Annotated in this window: 15 protein-coding genes; 13 read left to right on the top strand and 2 right to left on the bottom strand. The window is 70.9% G+C overall.

The window, feature by feature from the left end; all coding sequences use genetic code 11:
- Positions 1-5: 5 nt before the first annotated feature.
- The 13 genes from Actkin_RS28920 to Actkin_RS28860 all read left to right on the top strand — a co-directional run bounded on the left by Actkin_RS28920 (position 6) and on the right by Actkin_RS28860 (position 14,462).
- Positions 6-509, top strand: a complete 504-nt coding sequence (locus Actkin_RS28920; protein WP_189209629.1) for a hypothetical protein — start codon at positions 6-8, stop codon at positions 507-509.
- Between the two features lie 4 nt (positions 510-513).
- A complete protein-coding gene (locus Actkin_RS28915; RefSeq protein WP_258904991.1) occupies positions 514-1,503 on the top strand; it encodes a VlmB-like protein in 990 nt (329 codons plus the stop codon).
- Between the two features lie 48 nt (positions 1,504-1,551).
- Positions 1,552-1,788, top strand: a complete 237-nt coding sequence (locus Actkin_RS28910; protein ID WP_189209631.1) for an acyl carrier protein — start codon at positions 1,552-1,554, stop codon at positions 1,786-1,788.
- The gene (locus tag Actkin_RS28905) at positions 1,788-3,008 is read left to right on the top strand and encodes a beta-ketoacyl-[acyl-carrier-protein] synthase family protein (RefSeq protein ID WP_189209632.1); all 1,221 of its coding nucleotides are present in this window, start codon (positions 1,788-1,790) and stop codon (positions 3,006-3,008) included. Before Actkin_RS28910 ends, Actkin_RS28905 begins: the two co-directional genes overlap by 1 nt.
- 139 nt (positions 3,009-3,147) lie before the next feature.
- Positions 3,148-3,540, top strand: a complete 393-nt coding sequence (locus Actkin_RS28900; RefSeq protein ID WP_258904990.1) for an acyl carrier protein — start codon at positions 3,148-3,150, stop codon at positions 3,538-3,540.
- Between the two features lie 10 nt (positions 3,541-3,550).
- On the top strand, positions 3,551-8,476 hold the full coding sequence (locus Actkin_RS28895; protein WP_258904989.1) for a type I polyketide synthase: 4,926 nt from the start codon (positions 3,551-3,553) through the stop codon (positions 8,474-8,476).
- 10 nt (positions 8,477-8,486) lie between these two features.
- Positions 8,487-10,028: a long-chain-fatty-acid--CoA ligase gene (locus tag Actkin_RS28890; protein ID WP_258904988.1), complete on the top strand. Its 1,542-nt coding sequence runs from the start codon at positions 8,487-8,489 to the stop codon at positions 10,026-10,028.
- Positions 10,025-10,984: an LLM class flavin-dependent oxidoreductase gene (locus Actkin_RS28885; protein WP_258904987.1), complete on the top strand. Its 960-nt coding sequence runs from the start codon at positions 10,025-10,027 to the stop codon at positions 10,982-10,984. The genes Actkin_RS28890 and Actkin_RS28885 overlap by 4 nt, the downstream gene beginning before the upstream one ends.
- Positions 10,981-11,739 (top strand): thioesterase II family protein, encoded by a 759-nt coding sequence (locus Actkin_RS28880; RefSeq protein WP_189209637.1) that lies wholly within the window; start codon positions 10,981-10,983, stop codon positions 11,737-11,739. The genes Actkin_RS28885 and Actkin_RS28880 overlap by 4 nt, the downstream gene beginning before the upstream one ends.
- A complete protein-coding gene (locus Actkin_RS28875) occupies positions 11,736-12,143 on the top strand; it encodes a PaaI family thioesterase (protein WP_189209638.1) in 408 nt (135 codons plus the stop codon). The genes Actkin_RS28880 and Actkin_RS28875 overlap by 4 nt, the downstream gene beginning before the upstream one ends.
- Before the next feature lie 110 nt (positions 12,144-12,253).
- On the top strand, positions 12,254-12,697 hold the full coding sequence (locus Actkin_RS28870) for a hypothetical protein (RefSeq protein WP_258904986.1): 444 nt from the start codon (positions 12,254-12,256) through the stop codon (positions 12,695-12,697).
- 152 nt (positions 12,698-12,849) lie between these two features.
- A complete protein-coding gene (locus tag Actkin_RS28865; RefSeq protein WP_229786682.1) occupies positions 12,850-13,425 on the top strand; it encodes a YdeI/OmpD-associated family protein in 576 nt (191 codons plus the stop codon).
- 317 nt (positions 13,426-13,742) lie between these two features.
- Complete coding sequence (locus Actkin_RS28860) at positions 13,743-14,462, top strand: barstar family protein (RefSeq protein WP_258904985.1); 720 nt, start codon at positions 13,743-13,745, stop codon at positions 14,460-14,462.
- 99 nt (positions 14,463-14,561) lie between these two features.
- Here Actkin_RS28860 and Actkin_RS28855 read toward each other — a convergent pair whose 3' ends face one another.
- Both Actkin_RS28855 and Actkin_RS28850 read right to left on the bottom strand, forming a co-directional pair.
- Positions 14,562-15,320 carry a helix-turn-helix domain-containing protein gene (locus tag Actkin_RS28855; protein WP_258904984.1) on the bottom strand — a complete coding sequence of 253 codons (759 nt, stop codon included), beginning with the start codon at positions 15,318-15,320 and terminating at the stop codon, positions 14,562-14,564.
- A gap of 4 nt (positions 15,321-15,324) precedes the next feature.
- Positions 15,325-16,686, bottom strand: coding sequence for an MFS transporter (locus tag Actkin_RS28850; protein WP_258904983.1), 1,362 nt, complete (start codon positions 16,684-16,686; stop codon positions 15,325-15,327).
- Between the last annotated feature and the right edge of the window lie 32 nt (positions 16,687-16,718).

The following is a 16,718-nucleotide window of genomic DNA, read 5'->3' as shown; positions in this document are numbered from 1 at the left end:
CCACAATGGACCAGCTCAACCCCTACGAGACGCCCAACACGTTCAAGGCCCACCGCGCGGAGTACCTGTTCGGCCTGGCGGTCGTCACCGGGCTGCTCGTCTGGAACATCGCGGAGGTGCGCTGGTGGGTCGCCGTCGCGCTGTTCTTCTACATCGACCTGATCGGCTACCTGCCCGGCGCCATCGCCTACAAGAAGGCGAACGGCGGGCCCATCCCGAAGGTGTACCACGTCCTGTACAACGTGATGCACTCGATGATCACGCAGGGCGCGGTCATCCTCGTGTGGTGCCTCACCATCGGTCCGGAGTGGGCACTGCTGATCATCCCGTTCCACCTGTTCGGCGACCGCGGCATCTTCGGCAACTTCATGAAGCCGCTGGGCCTGCCGTTCGAGCCCGTCGCCCAGCCCGCCTACCAGCGCATGCTGGACGAGCTGGGCATCGACCAGAAGGGGCCGGAGCACGCAGCCGCGCCCGCCAAGCCGGAACCCGCGCTCACCGGGAGCTGAGAGCATGACCAACACGATCGCGCCCGAGGCCGACTTCGACAGCGCGCCCAGCCTGCTGGACGGCGCCAAGGAACTCGTCCTCACCGCGGAGCACTGCAACCTCGCCTACTGGTTCACCGACGTCGCCCAGGGCACCCTGGCCGGGCGCGGCGCCACCGGGCACGCCCCGGACGCGCTCGTCCCGGACTACATGCGCCAGCCCGGCCACCCGCTGCGCGAGGCGCTGGTGCTGGAGTTCGGCTTCCGCGCCCTGTCGGAGGAGCTGGCCACCCGGGTCCTGTCGTACTACGTGGCCAACGCCCCGGGCATCCCGGAGATGGAGTTCTTCGCCACCCAGCTCATCGACGAGGCCCGCCACGCCCGCGTCTTCCGCGAGCACCTGGTGTCGATGGGCGTGCCCCGCGACCGGCTGTTCGCCGAGATCGAGGAGATGACCGCGGACTACCGCCGCAGGGTGCTCGCGCCGGTGGAGGAGTACGCGCTGGACATCGTGCGCGACCGCAAGGACTTCTACGGCGGCGTCGCGGTGTTCACCATCGTCATCGAGGGCGTGCTCGCCCCGGCCGCCGAGCTCAGCGAGCGCAAGTGGGGCGTGCTGGACCCCGCGGCGGGCGAGATCTCCCGGGGCACCTCCATCGACGAGATCCGCCACCTGGTGGTCGGCTCGACGATCCTGCGCGACCACCTGGTCCGCACCCCCGAGTACCGCCCCCGGCTGCTGGAGATCCTGGAGGCCGGGCGGCAGCTGTGGAACGAGGTGCCCGACCGCGAGTACGTCATCCACCGCGAGGAGCTGTTCCAGGAGGGCATGCTCCGCCACGCCGACCTCGTCGCCGACTACGAGCTGTGGCCCGGCGTGCGGATGCTCGACACCACGCCCGAGGAGCGCTACGACGCCGCCGAGCGGTGGACCGACGAGATGGCCGAGGCCCGCATGAGCTTCATGGGCCTGCCCACCGACTGGCTGTCCGGCAGCGTCGCCGTCTCAGCCTGAACCGGCGTCCCGCCGGAGGAGATCCCCACCACAGGTAAGGAGAACGCCGTGTTCGAGACCCTGAAGAACATCCTGGTCGACAAGCTCAAGATCAGCGGGGACCAGATCGTCGCCGAGGCCACCAAGGAGGACATCGAGCTGGACTCGCTGGCCGTCGTCGAGCTGTCGCTGGTGCTGGAGAAGGAGCTGGGCCTCAAGATCAGCGACGACGAGCTGATGGAGCTGGACACCGTCGGCGAGATCGTCGCCCTGATGGAGCAGCGCGCCGGGAGCGTGACGGTCTGATGGCAGGCCCCGACGACGTCGCGGTGACCGGGCTCGGCCTGGTCACCCCCGGCGGGATCGGGGTCGAGCCCAGCTGGGCGGCCGTGCTGTCGGGCCGGTCCCGCGCGGCGCACGACCCCGTCCTGGCCGACAACCCGGTGTCGATCTCCTGCCGGGTGCCGGGCTTCGACCCCGCCGAGCGGCTGGGCGGGCGCAAGGCCCACCGGCTGGACCGGTTCGTCCAGCTGGCCCTCGTGGCCGCGCACGAGGCGGTCGCCGACGCCGGGCTCGACACCGAGACGTGGGACGGCGCCCGGGTCGGGGTGGTCATCGGCAGCGCGGGCGGTGGGGCGGAGACGTTCGAGGCCAACCACAGGGTCCTCCTCGAGGAGAACCCGGCCTGGGTCTCGCCGCTGCTGCTGCCGATGCACCTGTCCAACATGGCCGCGGGCCAGGTGGCGATGGAGTTCGGCGCGCGAGGGCCGAACATGGTGGTGGCCACGGCCTGCGCGTCCGGGGCCACCGCCATCGGCATCGCCCGCGACCTGCTGGTCATGGACCGCTGCGACATCGTGCTCGCCGGTGGCACCGAGGCCCTGCTCAACCCGGTGACCATGGCCGGTTTCGCCCGCATGGGCGCGCTGTCCAAACGGGAGGAGGCCGGGCTCGCGTCCCGCCCGTTCGACATCGACCGCGACGGGTTCGTCGGCGCGGAGGGCGCGGGGATGATGGTGCTGGAGCGGGTGCCCGACGCCGTGGCGGCGGGCAGGCGCGTCCGGGGCAGGGTGCTGGGCTACGGCGCCACCGCCGACGCCCACCACGTCACCTCGCCCGACCCCGGCGGGGTCGGCGTCCAGGCCGCGATCCAGGCGGCGCTGGCCGAGGCGGGCGCGTCGGCGCGCGATGTCGTGCACGTCAACGCGCACGGCACGTCCACGCCGCTCAACGACCTGGTCGAGGCGCAGGTGCTCGCCAGGGTGCTGCCGAACCGGCCGGTCGTGAGCTCGACCAAGGGCGTCACCGGGCACATGATGGGCGCCGCGGGCGCGGCCGAGGCCGTGTTCTCGGTGCTCGCCCTGGAGAACGGGCTGGCGCCGCCCACGGCGAACACCAGCAGGCTCGACCCGCGCATCGACATCGACGTGGCCTTCGAGCCGAGGCCGGTGCCGAAGGGCATCGTGCTGAGCAACTCCTTCGGGTTCGGCGGGCAGAACGCGGTGCTGGCCATCGCGGCCGCCTGACCCCGTGCCCCGACGGGGGTCGTGCGCCTCGAGCGCGCGGCCCCCGTCAGCTGTGTTTCAGGGTCCGATCAGGACTCCATTGTTGGATTGCCGCGACATGAACCGCGCGCCGGACCACTTTTCCCTCCCGGAGGCCGCCATGACCGCACCCACCGTCGAGGCGCTGCTCGCGCTCCCCGCCTCGGAACGCGCCGACGCCCTGGAGGCGACCGTCGTCGCCGAGTTCCGCGCGGCGATGCTGATGGACGAGACCGAGACGCTGCCGCTGGACAAAGCGTTCTTCGAACTCGGTTTGACCTCCTTACGCATCACCGACATCAAGCGCCGCCTCGAGGCCGCGCTGGACTGCGAGATCAGCGCCAACGCGCTGTTCAACCGGCCCACCGTGCGCGAGCTGGTCGCGTACCTGATGTCCGACGTGCTGGTCGAGGTGTTCCCGGCGGCCGCGAGCCACTCGGCCGCCGCGTCCGGGGTGAGCGCGTCCGACAAGGCGCTCGTCGACGACCTGCTCCAGGACCTCTACCGGGCGTAAGGGACTAACCATGACTGAGCCGGACCTGCGCGCCACCGTCGCGCGTCAGCAGGCGACCATCCGCGAGCTGATGCTGGAGAAGTACGAGCCGATCGCGATCGTCGGCATCGGGCTGCGCTTCCCCGGCGAGACCCGCACCCCAGCCGAGTTCGCCGAGTTCCTGCGGGAGGGGCGCTCCGGCATCGGACCGCTGCCCCGCGACCGCTGGGACTTCGACACCTACGCCCCGACCGGCGAGTCCGAGCCGGGCAGGATCCGCGCGGAGAACGGCGGCTACCTGGAGCGGCTGGACCAGTTCGACGCGCCGTTCTTCAACATCTCGCCGAAAGAGGCCCAGTACATGGACCCCCAGCAGCGGCTGCTGCTGGAGACGTCCTGGGAGGCGCTCGAACACGCCAACATCGACCCCACCCCGCTGCGCAAGGGCACCGGCGGGGTCTACGTCGGGGCCAGCTCGATCGACTACGCCTTCGAGATGGACCAGCTGGCCCCCGCCGAGCTCGACGGGCACCTGGCCTCCGGCGTCACGTTCTTCCCGCTGTCCGGGCGGCTGTCGTACTTCCTGGGCTGGCACGGCCCCTGCATGACGGTCGACACCGCGTGCGCGTCCGGCCTGACCGCGATCCACCTGGCGGTCAAGGGACTGCGCTCGGGGGAGTGCGAGATCGCCCTGGCGGGCGGGGTCAACGCGCTGCACCACCCGCGCACGCAGGTGATCTTCTCCGCGGCGAACATGCTGGCCCCCGACGGCCGGTGCAAGACCTTCGACGAGGCCGCCGACGGCTACGCCCGCGCCGAGGGCTGCGGGATGCTGGTCCTCAAGCGCCTCTCCGACGCCCGCCGCGACGGCGACACCGTGCTCGCGCTGATCCGCGGGTCCGCCGTCGGCCAGGACGGCGACAGCGCGGGCCTGACCGTGCCGAACGGGCCCGCGCAGGAGAAGGTCATGCGCGCGGCGATCGCCGCGGCCGCGCTGGAGCCCAAGGACATCTCCTACGTCGAGGCGCACGGCACCGGCACCCCGCTGGGCGACCCGATCGAGATGGGCGCCATCGCCGACGTCTTCCGCGACTCGCACACGAGCGCGGCGCCGATCCCGGTCGGCTCGGTGAAGACGAACCTCGGCCACATGGAGCCGGTCGCTGGCGTGGTCGGCGTGATCAAGACCGTGCTGCAGATGCGCGAGTCCACGATCTTCCCGCACCTGAACCTGACGACGCTGTCCGGCCGCATCCCGTGGTCGAGCTACCCGGTGGAGATCCCGACCGAGTGCCGCCCGTGGACCGCCGAGGTCAAGCGCGCGCTGGTCAACAGCTTCGGCTTCGGCGGCACGATCTCCGCCGCGGTCATCGAGCAGGCCCCGCCCGCTCCCGTGCGCGCCGTCGAGCCGATGCCGGAGGCCGGGACGGTCTTCGCGCTGTCGGCCAAGAACCGGCGGTCGCTGGCCGGGCAGATCGCCCGGTACCGCGAGTACCTGGCCGAGCACCCGGACGTCGACATCGCCGAGCTGGCCCGCACGGCCACGACCGGCCGCGCGCACTTCCCGCTGCGGGTCGCCGGGCTCGTCCGCGACGCCCGCGGGCTCGACGCGTTCCTGGAGCGCCAGGGCGATGTGTCGGTGCCGGAGGCGCGCAAGCTGGCGTTCCTGTTCACCGGGCAGGGCTCGCAGTACCTGGGCATGGGCGCGACGCTGTACCGCGACTACCCGCTGTTCGCCGCGACCGTGGACGAGATCGACGCGCTGTTCGCGCCGCTGCTCGGCCGCTCGGTGCGCGCGCTGCTGCTCGGTGACGCCGAGGACGGCGTGATCGACCAGACCCGCTACACCCAGGCGTCGCTGTTCACCCTGGAGTACGCGCTGGCCCAGCTGTGGATCTCCTGGGGCGCGCGGCCCACCGCGCTGATCGGCCACAGCATCGGCGAGGTCGTCGCGGCCACGGTCGCGGGCCTGTTCACCCTGCCCGACGCGGTCAAGCTGGTCGCGGCCCGCGGGCGGCTCATGCAGTCGGTGAGCGCGCCGGGCGGGATGGTCGCGGTGACCGCGCCCGCGTCGGACGTGGAGCCGCTGCTGGAGGGCTACGCCGACCTGGCGATGGCCGCCTACAACGCGCCGTCGCAGTGCGTGGTGTCGGGCGGGGCGGACTCGCTGGCCGAGGTCGTCGCGGCCCTGGAGGAGCGCGGCGTCAAGGCCAAGGCGCTCGCGGTCTCGCACGCCTTCCACTCGCCGCTGATGGCCGAGGTGTTCGACGAGTTCCGCGCGGTCTTCGCCGACATCGCCTTCCACGAGCCCAAGCTGACGCTGATCTCCAACCTGACCGGCAAGGTCGCCCGCTTCGGCCAGATCTCCAAGCCGGACTACTGGGTGCGCCACATCGGCGAGGCGGTGAACTTCGCCGCGGGCATGGCCGCGCTGGAGCGGCGCGGCAAGCACGTGTTCATCGAAGTCGGGCCGTCGGCGCAGCTGTCGGGCCTGGCGAAGAAGTGCGTCGACGCCGACGAGCACCGCTGGCTGACCAGCGTGCACGCCAAGGACCCCGAGGGCGCCACGATCCGCAAGTCCGTCGCCCAGCTCTACACCGCGGGCCTCCCGGTCGACTGGGCAGCCTTCCACGGCGTCCCCGCGACCCCGCTGACGCTGCCGACCTACGCCTTCGACCGCAAGCGCTACTGGCTGCCCGAGGGCAAGGGCGCGCTCGTCGCCCGCTCCGGCGGGCACCCGCTGCTCGGCGCGGAGGTGGCCGCGAACGAGTTCCGGTCCTCGGTGCCCGCGTTCCCGGTGGGCGCGGTGCTGGACCTGCTGTGCGCGGTGCAGGACAAGGTGTTCGGCGAGACGTCCCGGGCGGTGAGCGGCGTGCGGCTGTTCGAGCCGCCCGCGGTCGCCGACGACGAGCTGCTCGACCTGCGCACCGTCGTCCACCCGGCCAACTGCGGCGCGCGGGTCGAGGTCTTCGCGGGGGAGTCGGTGCTGGCCACGGCCGTCATCGGCGGCGAGCCCGCGCTGGCGGGCATCGAGCTGTCCGACGGCATGGCCGAGGCCACGCTGCCGGTCGCCGAGCCCGCCGAGTACCTGCCCGCGTCCCTGCTCGACGACGTGTGGAAGGCCGTGCTGCCCGACGCCGCGTACCGCCCGGTGCGGGTCTCGCGGGTCGTGCTGGCGAAGAAGCCGCGCGCGGCGGAGCTGCGCGCCGTGATCCGCCGCTCGCCCGCGGTCCAGGTGGACGAGGACCTGGTGATCGACGTCCTGGTCTTTGAAGGTGCGCGGGTCGTCGCGTCGTTGGAGGGCGTCGGCCTGCGCCAGGTCGACGCCGAGGGCCCGAGGGACTTCCTGCACCGCATGCACTGGGTCCCGATGGCCGCCGAGCCCGCCGCGGCCGAGCGCCGCGTGCTGCTCCTGGGCGCGGAGGCGCCCGAGTCGGCGCCGGTGGTGTCCTCTCTGGACGACAACCCGACCGACGTCGTCTTCTGCTGGCAGCCCGTGCCCGGCACCGGCGTGGAACGCCTGCGCGCGGAGAACGAGCACAACTTCACCCGCCTGCTGGACACGCTCAAGACCCTGGCCGACGCCAACTTCGGCCGAGGCCAGCGCCTCTGGCTCGTGACCCGCGATGGACAGACGCTCCCCGGGGACGACGCCGGGCTGCCGGTCGCGTCGACGCTGTGGGGCTTCGCGCAGGTGCTGCTCAACGAGTACCCGTCCTACCGGCCGACGCTGGTCGACACCGACCGGCTGGAGTCCGTGTTCGCCGAGGTTGCGGCCGTCGACACCGGAGACTTCCAGGTCGCCTACCGCGACGGCGAGCGGTTCGTGAAGCGGCTGCGGCCCTACCGCCCCGACCTGGAGCCGGACGTGCGCGAGACGCCCGTCCGCCCCGACCGGACCTACCTCATCACCGGCGGTCTGGGCGCGCTGGGCCTGGTGACGGCCGAGAAGCTGGTCGACCTCGGCGCGCGGCACATCGCGCTCGTCGGCCGTCGCGGCACCCCGGCAGCCGACGCCGCAGGGATCTGGGAGCGGCTGCAGGCCAGGGCGCGGGTGCGGGTGCTCAAGGGCGACCTGAGCGACCCGGCCGACGTGGCCCGCATCGTGGGCGAGGTCGCGGGCGGGGAGCACCCGCTCGCGGGCGTCGTGCACGCGGCGGGCGGCTTGGCCGACGCGCCGATCGCGGCGCAGACCTGGGAGTCCATCGACGGGCTGTTCGGCCCGAAGGTCTACGGCTCCTGGCTGCTCCACGAAGCCACCGCCGGGCTCGACCTGGACTTCTTCGTCGCGTACTCGTCGGCGGCGTCCGTGGTCGGCGGGATGTCGCAGTCCAACTACGCCGCCGCAAACGCTTTCCTCGACCAGCTCTGCCACTACCGCGCCGCCCGGGGGCTGCCCGCGCTCGCGGTGAACTGGGGCCCGTGGTCGGAGGTCGGCATGTCCGCGCGGCTGTCCGACCTGCACGTCAAGGCCCTGGAGCACGAGGGCGTCTTCTACTTCACCCCGGAGAAGGCGCTGCGGGCGCTGGCCGTGCTGCTGCGCAGGCCATGGCCGCAGGTCGCCGCGGGCGAGGTCGACTGGGCCCGGTTCACCTCGGCCAAGCCGGTCGCCAGCGGCCTGTACTCCGAGCTGCACACCCGGGTCGAGGACGCGGGCGGGCTCGACGTCATCGCGCTGGCGGCGATGTCCACCGAGGACCGGATCGCGACCCTGCGGGAGCACATCCGCACGACCGTGGCCCGCATCCTGCACATCGACGACCTCGCCGACGTCGACCCGAACACCGAGTTCGTCCGGCTCGGCATGGACTCGCTGGCCTCGGTCGACCTGAAGAACTCCGTCGAGAACGCGACCGGCGTGGCGCTGCCGTCCGGGGTCACCTTCGACCACCCGACGCCGACCCGGCTCGCCGAGTTCGTGAACCAGTGCATGACAGCGTCCGTCGTGGCCGCGTGAGGGAGCACCGATGAGAGAGAACTGGACGCTGACGGCGACGTCGGCCCGGCACGCCGCCGAGCGTGGCGAGCACCCCGCGATCCTCTGCGAGGACCGGGTCGTCACCTACGACCAGCTGCACCGCGAGTCCAACCGCACCGCGCACCGGCTGCTCGCCGCCGGGCTCGGCGTCGGCGACCGGGTCGCCTACCTCGGCCTGGAGTCCGAGCACTACTACGAGATCGCCCTCGGCTGCGCCAAGGCGGGGGTCGTGCTGGTCCCGGTCAACTGGCGGCTCACCGCCGACGAGGTCGACCACATCCTGCGCGACTCCGGCGCGGCGCTGCTGTTCGTCGAGCGGGAGTTCCTGGCCATCGCGGAGAAGATCGCGGTGCCGACGATCGTGGAGATGGACGCCGTCGCGCGCGGCGCGGGGTTCCAGGACTGGAAGGGCGACGCGTCCGCCGCCGACCTGGCCGCCGCGACGGGTCCGGACGACGCCATCCTGCAGATCTACACCAGCGGCACCACCGGCTTCCCCAAGGGCGTCGTGCTGGCCAACCGGGCGTTCTTCACCCTCCCCGCCGCGCAGGCCGGGGCCGGGGTGTCCTGGTTGGACTGGCTGCCGAGCGACCGCAGCCTGATCTCGCTGCCCGGCTTCGGGATCGCGGGCATGGGCTGGTTCATGCACGGCTTCAACGCGGGCGCGACCAACGTGGTCATGCGCATGTTCATCAGCGAGGAGGCCGTCAAGCTGATCGAGCGCGTCGGCGTCACCACGACGTTCGCCGCGCCCGCCATGCTGCAGATGATGATCGAGGAGCGCGGCGTCACCCGCGAGACCTTCCGGTCCCTGCGCAAGGTCGCCTACGGCGCCGCGCCGATCTCCTCGGAGCTGCTCGAGCGGCTGATCGACATGATGGGCTGCGAGTTCGCCCAGATCTACGCCGCCACCGAGACCGGCACCTGCGCGGTGTGCCTGCCGCCGGAGGACCACGTGCCGGGCAGCCCGCTGCTCAAGGCCGCTGGCAAGGCCTGCCCCGGCCACGAGCTCAAGGTGATCGACCCGGCTGGCAACGAGCTGCCGCCCGGGGAGATCGGGCAGGTGTGCATCAGGACGCCCGCGCACATGCTCGGGTACTGGAACCTGCCGGAGGCCACGGCCAAGACGCTGGTCGGCGACTGGCTGCACATGGGCGACGCCGGTTATCTCGACGAGAACGGCTACGTCTACCTCTGCGACCGGATCAACGACACGATCATCCAGGGCGGGCAGAACATCTACCCGGCCGAGATCGAGCGGGCGCTGGCCGGGCACCCCGCCGTGCAGGACTCCGCGGTGATCGGCCTGCCGCACCCGCTGTGGGGCGAGGCCGTGCACGCCTGCGTCGTGCTGCGGCCCGGGGAGACCGCGACCGCGCGCGAGCTGATGGTGTACCTGTCCGGCCGCATCGCCGACTACAAGATCCCCACCGAGTGGGAGTTCCCGGACTCCGTGCCGCGCAACCCGTCCGGGAAGATCCTGCGCCGCGTGCTGCGCGAGGAGCGCATGACCGAAAGGGCATCCCGATGACGACCCCGGCCGTGCGGATCGGCGCGCTGCTGCCGACCCGCGAGATGGCGATCCTCAACGACTTCTCGGTCGCCCCGCTGCTGGACTTCGCCCGGCGCGCCGAGAACCTGGGCTACGACTCGCTGTGGACCGGCGACTCGCTGACCGCGCGCACCCGCCTCGACCCGTTCGTCGTGCTGTCCGCGGCCGCCGCGGTCACCTCCACGATCGGGCTGGGCACCGCCGCGCTGACCGCGTCCCTGCGGCACCCGCTGCTCGGGGCCAACATGGCGACCTCGCTCGACCACGCCTCCGGCGGCGGCAGGCTCGTCCTCGGCCTCGGCGCGGGCTTCCCGATGCCGGAGAGCGAGGACGAGTTCACCAGCGTCGGCGTGCCGTTCAGCGGCCGGGTCGGGCGGCTGGACGAGACCGTCCGGTACTGGAAGACGACCTGGTCGGGCGGGACGTCGCACGAGGGCAGGTTGTGGCGGCAGGACGGTCTCGACCGCCTCGCCGCGCCCGCCACCAAGGGCGGGCCGCCGGTGTGGCTGGCCAGCAGCGACACCCCGAAGGTGCTGGCCAGGGTGGCGCGGCTGTACGACGGCTGGCTGCCGTTCCTGCCCTCGGCGTCGGCGTACTCCGCGGCGTGGGAGCGGATCCAGGAGCAGGCCGACGGGCGGACCATCACGCCCGCCCTGTACGCGACCGTGAACATCAACCCGGACGCGGGCAAGGCCAAGCAGGCCCTGGAGGACTACCTGCAGGGCTACTACGGCCGCTCGCTGGAGGTCATGTCGACCTTCCAGGCGTACGGCTACGGCAGCGCCGACGACTGCGCGGAGTGGCTCGCTGGCTACGTCCGGGCGGGCGCGCGGCACATCATCATCCGCATCGGCTCGCTGGACCCGGGCGACCAGCTGGAGCAGCTCGCCGCGGCCGTCCTGCCCGCCGTCCGCAGGCTGGGAGGCCAGGCATGAGCGCGAGCTGGTTCGAGACCGCGGCGGGCAACCCGGACGCGCCGCTGCGGCTGTTCCTGCTGCCGCACGCGGGCAGCGGCGGCACCATCTACCGCAACTGGGGCTCGCTGCTGCCCGGCGACATCGCCCAGCACATCGTGTGCGCCCCCGGCCGCGAGCGGCGCTTCGCCGAGGAGGCGTTCACCGAGATCGAGCCGCTGGTCGACGCGCTGTACGACGCGCTGCTCGACGAGCTCGACGACCGCCCGTACGCGATGTTCGGGCACTGCCTCGGCGCGCAGCTGGCGTACCGGGTCGCGGTGAACATCCACCGCGACGGCGAGCGCCCGCCGCTGCTGGTGGGGGCGTCGGGCTGGGCGCCGGAGGGCTTCCAGCAGTCGACCTACGAGCAGAGCCAGATGCCCGAGCCCGACCTCATCGAGTGGATGCAGACGCTGGGGTCGTTCCCGGCCGAGGTCTACGGCGACCCCGCGGTCATGGCCCGGATCATCCCGGCGCTGCGGGCGGACCTGGCGGTGGTCTCGACCTACGTCGACGACGCCGCCGACTGCGGGGTCCCCCTGGTGAGCTACAGCGGCAAGTCCGACCCGCTGATGTACCCCGGCGCGATGGAGTCCTGGCGCACCCGGACCCCGGAGTTCCTGGGCAACAGCGAGTTCACCGGCGACCACTTCTACATCGACACCCCCGAGCACGCGGTCGCCGTGACCGCGGACCTCACGCGCCACCTGCAGCGGCGGATGGCGCTGGTATGACCGCCGTCAGCTCACCCGCCGAGCTCATCCTGGCCCAGCTGCCGTTCGCGCGGCTGCTCGGCGTCCGGCTGGTCGAGGCCACCGCCGCCGAGGTCAGGGGCGAGCTGGACTGGTCCCCGGAACGCTGCACCGTCATGTCGGCGATGCACGGGGGCGCGCTGATGGGCCTGGCCGACACCGTGGGAGGCGTCCTGGCGTACCTCAACCTGCCCCCGGGCGCCGCCACCACGACGGTGGAGTCCAAGACCAACTTCCTGCGCGCCGTGCGCGGCGGCGTCGTGACCGCGGTGTCGCGACCCATGCACGTCGGCGCCCAGTTCATCGTCTGCCAGACCGACCTGCTGGACGACACGGGCGCGCTGGTCGCCCAGACGACCCAGACCCAGGCCGTGCTCCGCCGCTGACAGTTCACTGACAGTGTGCTGACAGAACACTGTTTCACCCTGATAGGCAATGGCTTTCTCGTCCGAGGTTCGAGACCCTGGGACGGAACCACTCTGATAGGAGAATCGTCGTGACCACGACCGCGCACGGCTCCTCGCGACTGACCGACACCCCCGCCCCGGCCACGTCCGCGGCGACCCTGCTCCGTCGGTTCCTCGCGCTGGACGCCGTAGTAACCACCGGCAACGGCCTCATCTACCTGGCGTTCTCGTCCTGGGCGGCATCCCTGCTCGGCGTCGACGCCACCGCCCTGGTCTACATCGGCGCCTTCCTGACGGCCTTCGGCCTCGGGGTGGGCGCCCTGGCCATCTCCGCGAACCCCTCCACCACGGGCACCACCGTGGTCGCCGACGTCAACATCCTGTGGGCCGTCGGCAGCATCGTGGTGGCGGCGTTCGGCATCATGGGGGCCAACACCATCGGCACCCTGTGGACCATCGCCCAGGCCCTGGTTGTGGGTCTGTTCGCGGTGCTGCAGCTGTGGGGCCTGAAGAAGTACAAGGCCACCCGCTAGCCCTGATCGCCGGAAGCCGCTCCGCCCTCCGGGGTGGGGCGGCTTTCCGGCGTCTTGGTGGCTGGCGCCTCGGACGCAGGATGCCGACCGGGTACGGCTAACCGTGCCCCGGATGCGTCATGGTTGTCGGCTGGGCGTGGTTCACTGCAGGCGTGCCCCAGGAACTGGAGACCGTCACGTTCGAGTCCGCCGAGACATTCGAGGAATGGCTCGGCGAGAACCACGCCGTCTCGCCCGGCATCTGGCTCAAGCTGCGCAAGAAGGGCCCGGGAATCGCCGCGCTGGACTACACCCAGGCGCTCGACGTGGCACTCTGCTACGGCTGGATCGACGGCCAGAAAGCCAGGTTCGACGACCAGTGGTGGCTCCAGCGGTTCACCCCGCGCAGGCCGAACAGCAAGTGGTCCAAGGTCAACCGGGACAAGGTGGCCGCCCTGATCGAGCAGGGCCGAATGCGTCCGCCGGGACAGGCCGAGATCGACCGCGCCAAGGCAGACGGCCGCTGGGATGCCGCCTACGACAGCGCGAAGACCGCCACGGTCCCGGAAGACCTCGCCGCCGCCCTGGCCGCCAACCCGACCGCCGCGGCGTCCTTCGAGACGCTGGACCGACGCAACCGCTACGCGATCCTGTACCAAATCCAGGACGCCAAGAAGCCCGAGACCCGAACGCGCCGAATCGAGAAGTACGTAACGATGCTGGCGAAGGGCGAGAAGCCGTACCCGTAGTCGCGGAGGCCGTGGACTCGCGCCCGCGGCCACCAGGTGTGCTCACTGAACGCAGCTAGTCCTGATCAGGGGAAGCCGCTCCGCCTCCGGGTTTGGGACGGCTTCTCCTGTCGCGCGTATGCGAAGGCCGAACGTCCGCAGCGCCGGAAGTCGGCGGGATAATTCACCGCACCCTCTTCCCTAATACTGGCCAAGGTAGTTGAAGAAGTTGGAAGACCGCCAGCAGGCTAGCGGTATTCTCCGTTATGATGGATGGCTGTGTCGCTAGCGGGAGGAGTGTGATGGATAGTTGCTCGGCTACTGCTCCGCTGTACCGCTTGGTCGACGAGGACTCGGAAGCGCCGTACATTCTTGCGCAGGATATTGAGGGATTCTTCGCGGATTCCCGGCACGCTCACGACGAGGATGTCCTGATCTTCGGGTCGGCGGTAGGACCAATTCGCGTCGGCGCGGACCTGCTGGATGTGGAACTGCAAGTAGTCGATGTGACGGGAAGGCTGATTGGAAGATACTTCGTCGGGCGAGTGGGTTTGCGGTCTGAATTCGGTGCGGAAAGTGGTCGCGCCTCACCGGGCTTCGTAGCCACGTTCTACGGCTACACCTGCCCGTACGCCGCTGCGGGAGCGGTGTGGAGACGATGGGCCACTGGAGGTCCGGTGCTACGGGGAGAGTGGGCGAGGAGCCCGGCCTCATGCCACGCCAGCTGGCTGCACGTGGCGCAGAACGCATGGTTCACCGCCGGTCATGCGGCTCAGCGGTATGAGGTTGGCGATATATGCGAGCTGGATGGTGAACTGATTCTGGGGGAAGCCAGCTTCTATTGCGCGCTCGGCGAATCCGTCAACGGCCCGGGTGGGTACTTTGGGTCCACGCTCGACGGCCTCGCCGACTGTCTGGCGACGACCCGGGCCACCAGTTCGATGTTTGAATTGATCTGGAAGCGCTACGACGACACGCGAGAAAGGATGGGTGAAGCGCTAGTAAGTCCGGTCATCGAGGTCTTGCGGGAGTTCGGGGTACGAGTAACGCTCCGGTGAGAACAAGGGGGCGCACTGCCTGGTGGTCGGTGCCGTGAATGGATGTCCATGTGGGCGAATTTGCCGGGGGTGAACCGTCGTGGCCTCTTTCGACCTAGGTCAACCCTGTAGGAACGAGGCCGTGTGCTGGTCTGCTGGCAGGAACGCCTCGACGGCCAGCTCGGACACCGTGACGTCCAGTGGGGTGTTGAACGTCGTCGCCGTGGTGACGAAGGACAGCACGGTGCCGTCGCATTCCAGTTGGAAAGGCTGGGCCACCAACCCGGCGTCGGGGAGCGGGCCGTTGCCGCCTACGGCTCCGCGGACCACCTCATAACCCGACACCTCGTCGTACAACGCTCGCAAAGCGGGCCAAGCGGGCAGGGCGCGTTCCAAGCGTTCCACCATGTATAGCCGCCAGGCCGGGAAGTGCACCACGCGAGGCGCCAGGCCCGAAGGGTGCAGCAGGGCCCGCATCAGGTTGTCGCACAGGGACGGGTCCACGCCCGCCAGCAGCCGTTGGACCCCGGCGTTGGCGGCCACCACCTGGTAGCCGCCGTCGAACACCAGAGCCGGGTACGGCTCGTAGGCCGCCAGCAGACGCTCCAACCCCGCCCGCACCGGGGCCAGTGGCGGCGAGTCCAGCGCCAGAGCCGAGTACACCGGCGCGTACCCCGCCGCCACCAGCAGCGCGTTGCGTTGGCGGAGTGGGACCTCCAGGTGTTCGGCCAGCTTCAGCAGCATCGCCTGCGACGGCCGGGCCCGGCCGGTCTCCACGAAGCTCAGATGTCTCGCCGAGCTGTCCACGGCCAGGGCCAGGTCCAGTTGGCTGATCCGGCGCAACTGCCGCCACTGCCGCAACAGAGGTCCCACCGCCATCGGGTTATCCCTTCACGTACTGCTCCACCTCGACGCCCGTGGTTCGGTCGCCTAGGGCCAGGAGGACGACGACCATCACCACGATGCACGCCGTGATGACGGTGAACAGCGCGCCCGCACCGTGGGCGGACAGGACCGGCAGGAGCGCGAACGGGATCGCCGCGGCGCTGAGCCGGGAGAACGAGTACGCCATGCCCGCCGCTGTCGAGCGGATCTGGGTCGGGTACTGCTCGCCGAGGAACACGTGCGACGCGTTGGCGAAGATGTTGCTGACCAGCGTGTAGCCCACGCCGCACGCGACCATCAGCGGCACCGAGCCAGCCAGGCCGAAGCCGAGGCCGAACGCGGCCATCGCCAGGGCGGACCCGGCCAGCAGCGTCTTGCGCTCGAAGCGGTCCATCAGCGGCACCGACAGCAGCGACCCGATCGGGTACCCGATGAACGACACCGCCACGTAGCCCAGGCTCGCCAGGATGCCGTACCCCTTGGCCGCCATCACCTGCGGCGCCAGCGTGCCGAAGCCGTAGTACGCCGTCACCGACAGGATGCTGAACGTCCACAGCACGAGCGTCCGCTTGCGGTACTCACGGGTCAACAGGGACCGGATGCCGGGTCGCTTGCCGGGCGCGGGCGAGGGCGCCAGCGCCGGGCTCTCCACGCCAGCCTCCCGCTCCATGGCCCGCACGAGGACGTCGGCCTCGGCGTCGCGGCCCTGCACCGACAGCCAGCGCGGGGACTCGATCAGCGCGCGGCGCAGCATCCACACGACCGCGGCGCCCAGCGCGCCCAGGACGAACAGGATGCGCCAACCGTCAATGCCCATGATCTGCTGCGGGGCCAGCCACAGCGCCGCGAACCCGACCGCGGGGACGCCGCAGAAGCCCGCGGTGTAGGCCCAGGCGATGAACCGGCCGCGCTTGCGGGCGGGCAGCATCTCGGCGAGGTAGCTGTCCGAGAGCGCGTTCTCCGCGCCGATGCCGACGCCCGCGATGAACCGGGTGACGATCAGCCACGCCGCGTTCGGGGCCAGCGCGCCCAGCAGGGTGAAGAACGAGTAGATGCCCAGGTTGAGCATGAACGCCCGGCGCCTGCCGTAGTGGTCGGCGAAGCGGCCGAGGAAGATCGAGCCGAAGAACTGGCCGACGAACGCCGAGGCCAGCATCAGCTTCAGCGCCGTGCCGTCGAAGGCGAAGTCGGCCTGCAGCACCTTGGCGATGGTGCCGGATAAGTTGCTGTCGAAGAAATCGAAGAACAGCCCGATCCCGATGACCAGCGTCAGGTGCCGATGGCTGGTCAGCACCGGCAGCCGTTCCATCCGCTCGGAGATGGTGGCCGCTGGCGTGGTTCGGGTGAGGGTTTCGGTCATGACGGCTCCCCACTGGAAACGACAAAAGGGAG

This window comes from Actinokineospora sp. UTMC 2448 (genome assembly GCF_024760565.1).
Classification (GTDB): Bacteria; Actinomycetota; Actinomycetes; order Mycobacteriales; family Pseudonocardiaceae; genus Actinokineospora; species Actinokineospora fastidiosa.
Note: the sequence above shows the minus strand (reverse complement) of the source record. Positions and strands in the feature narration are given on the sequence as shown.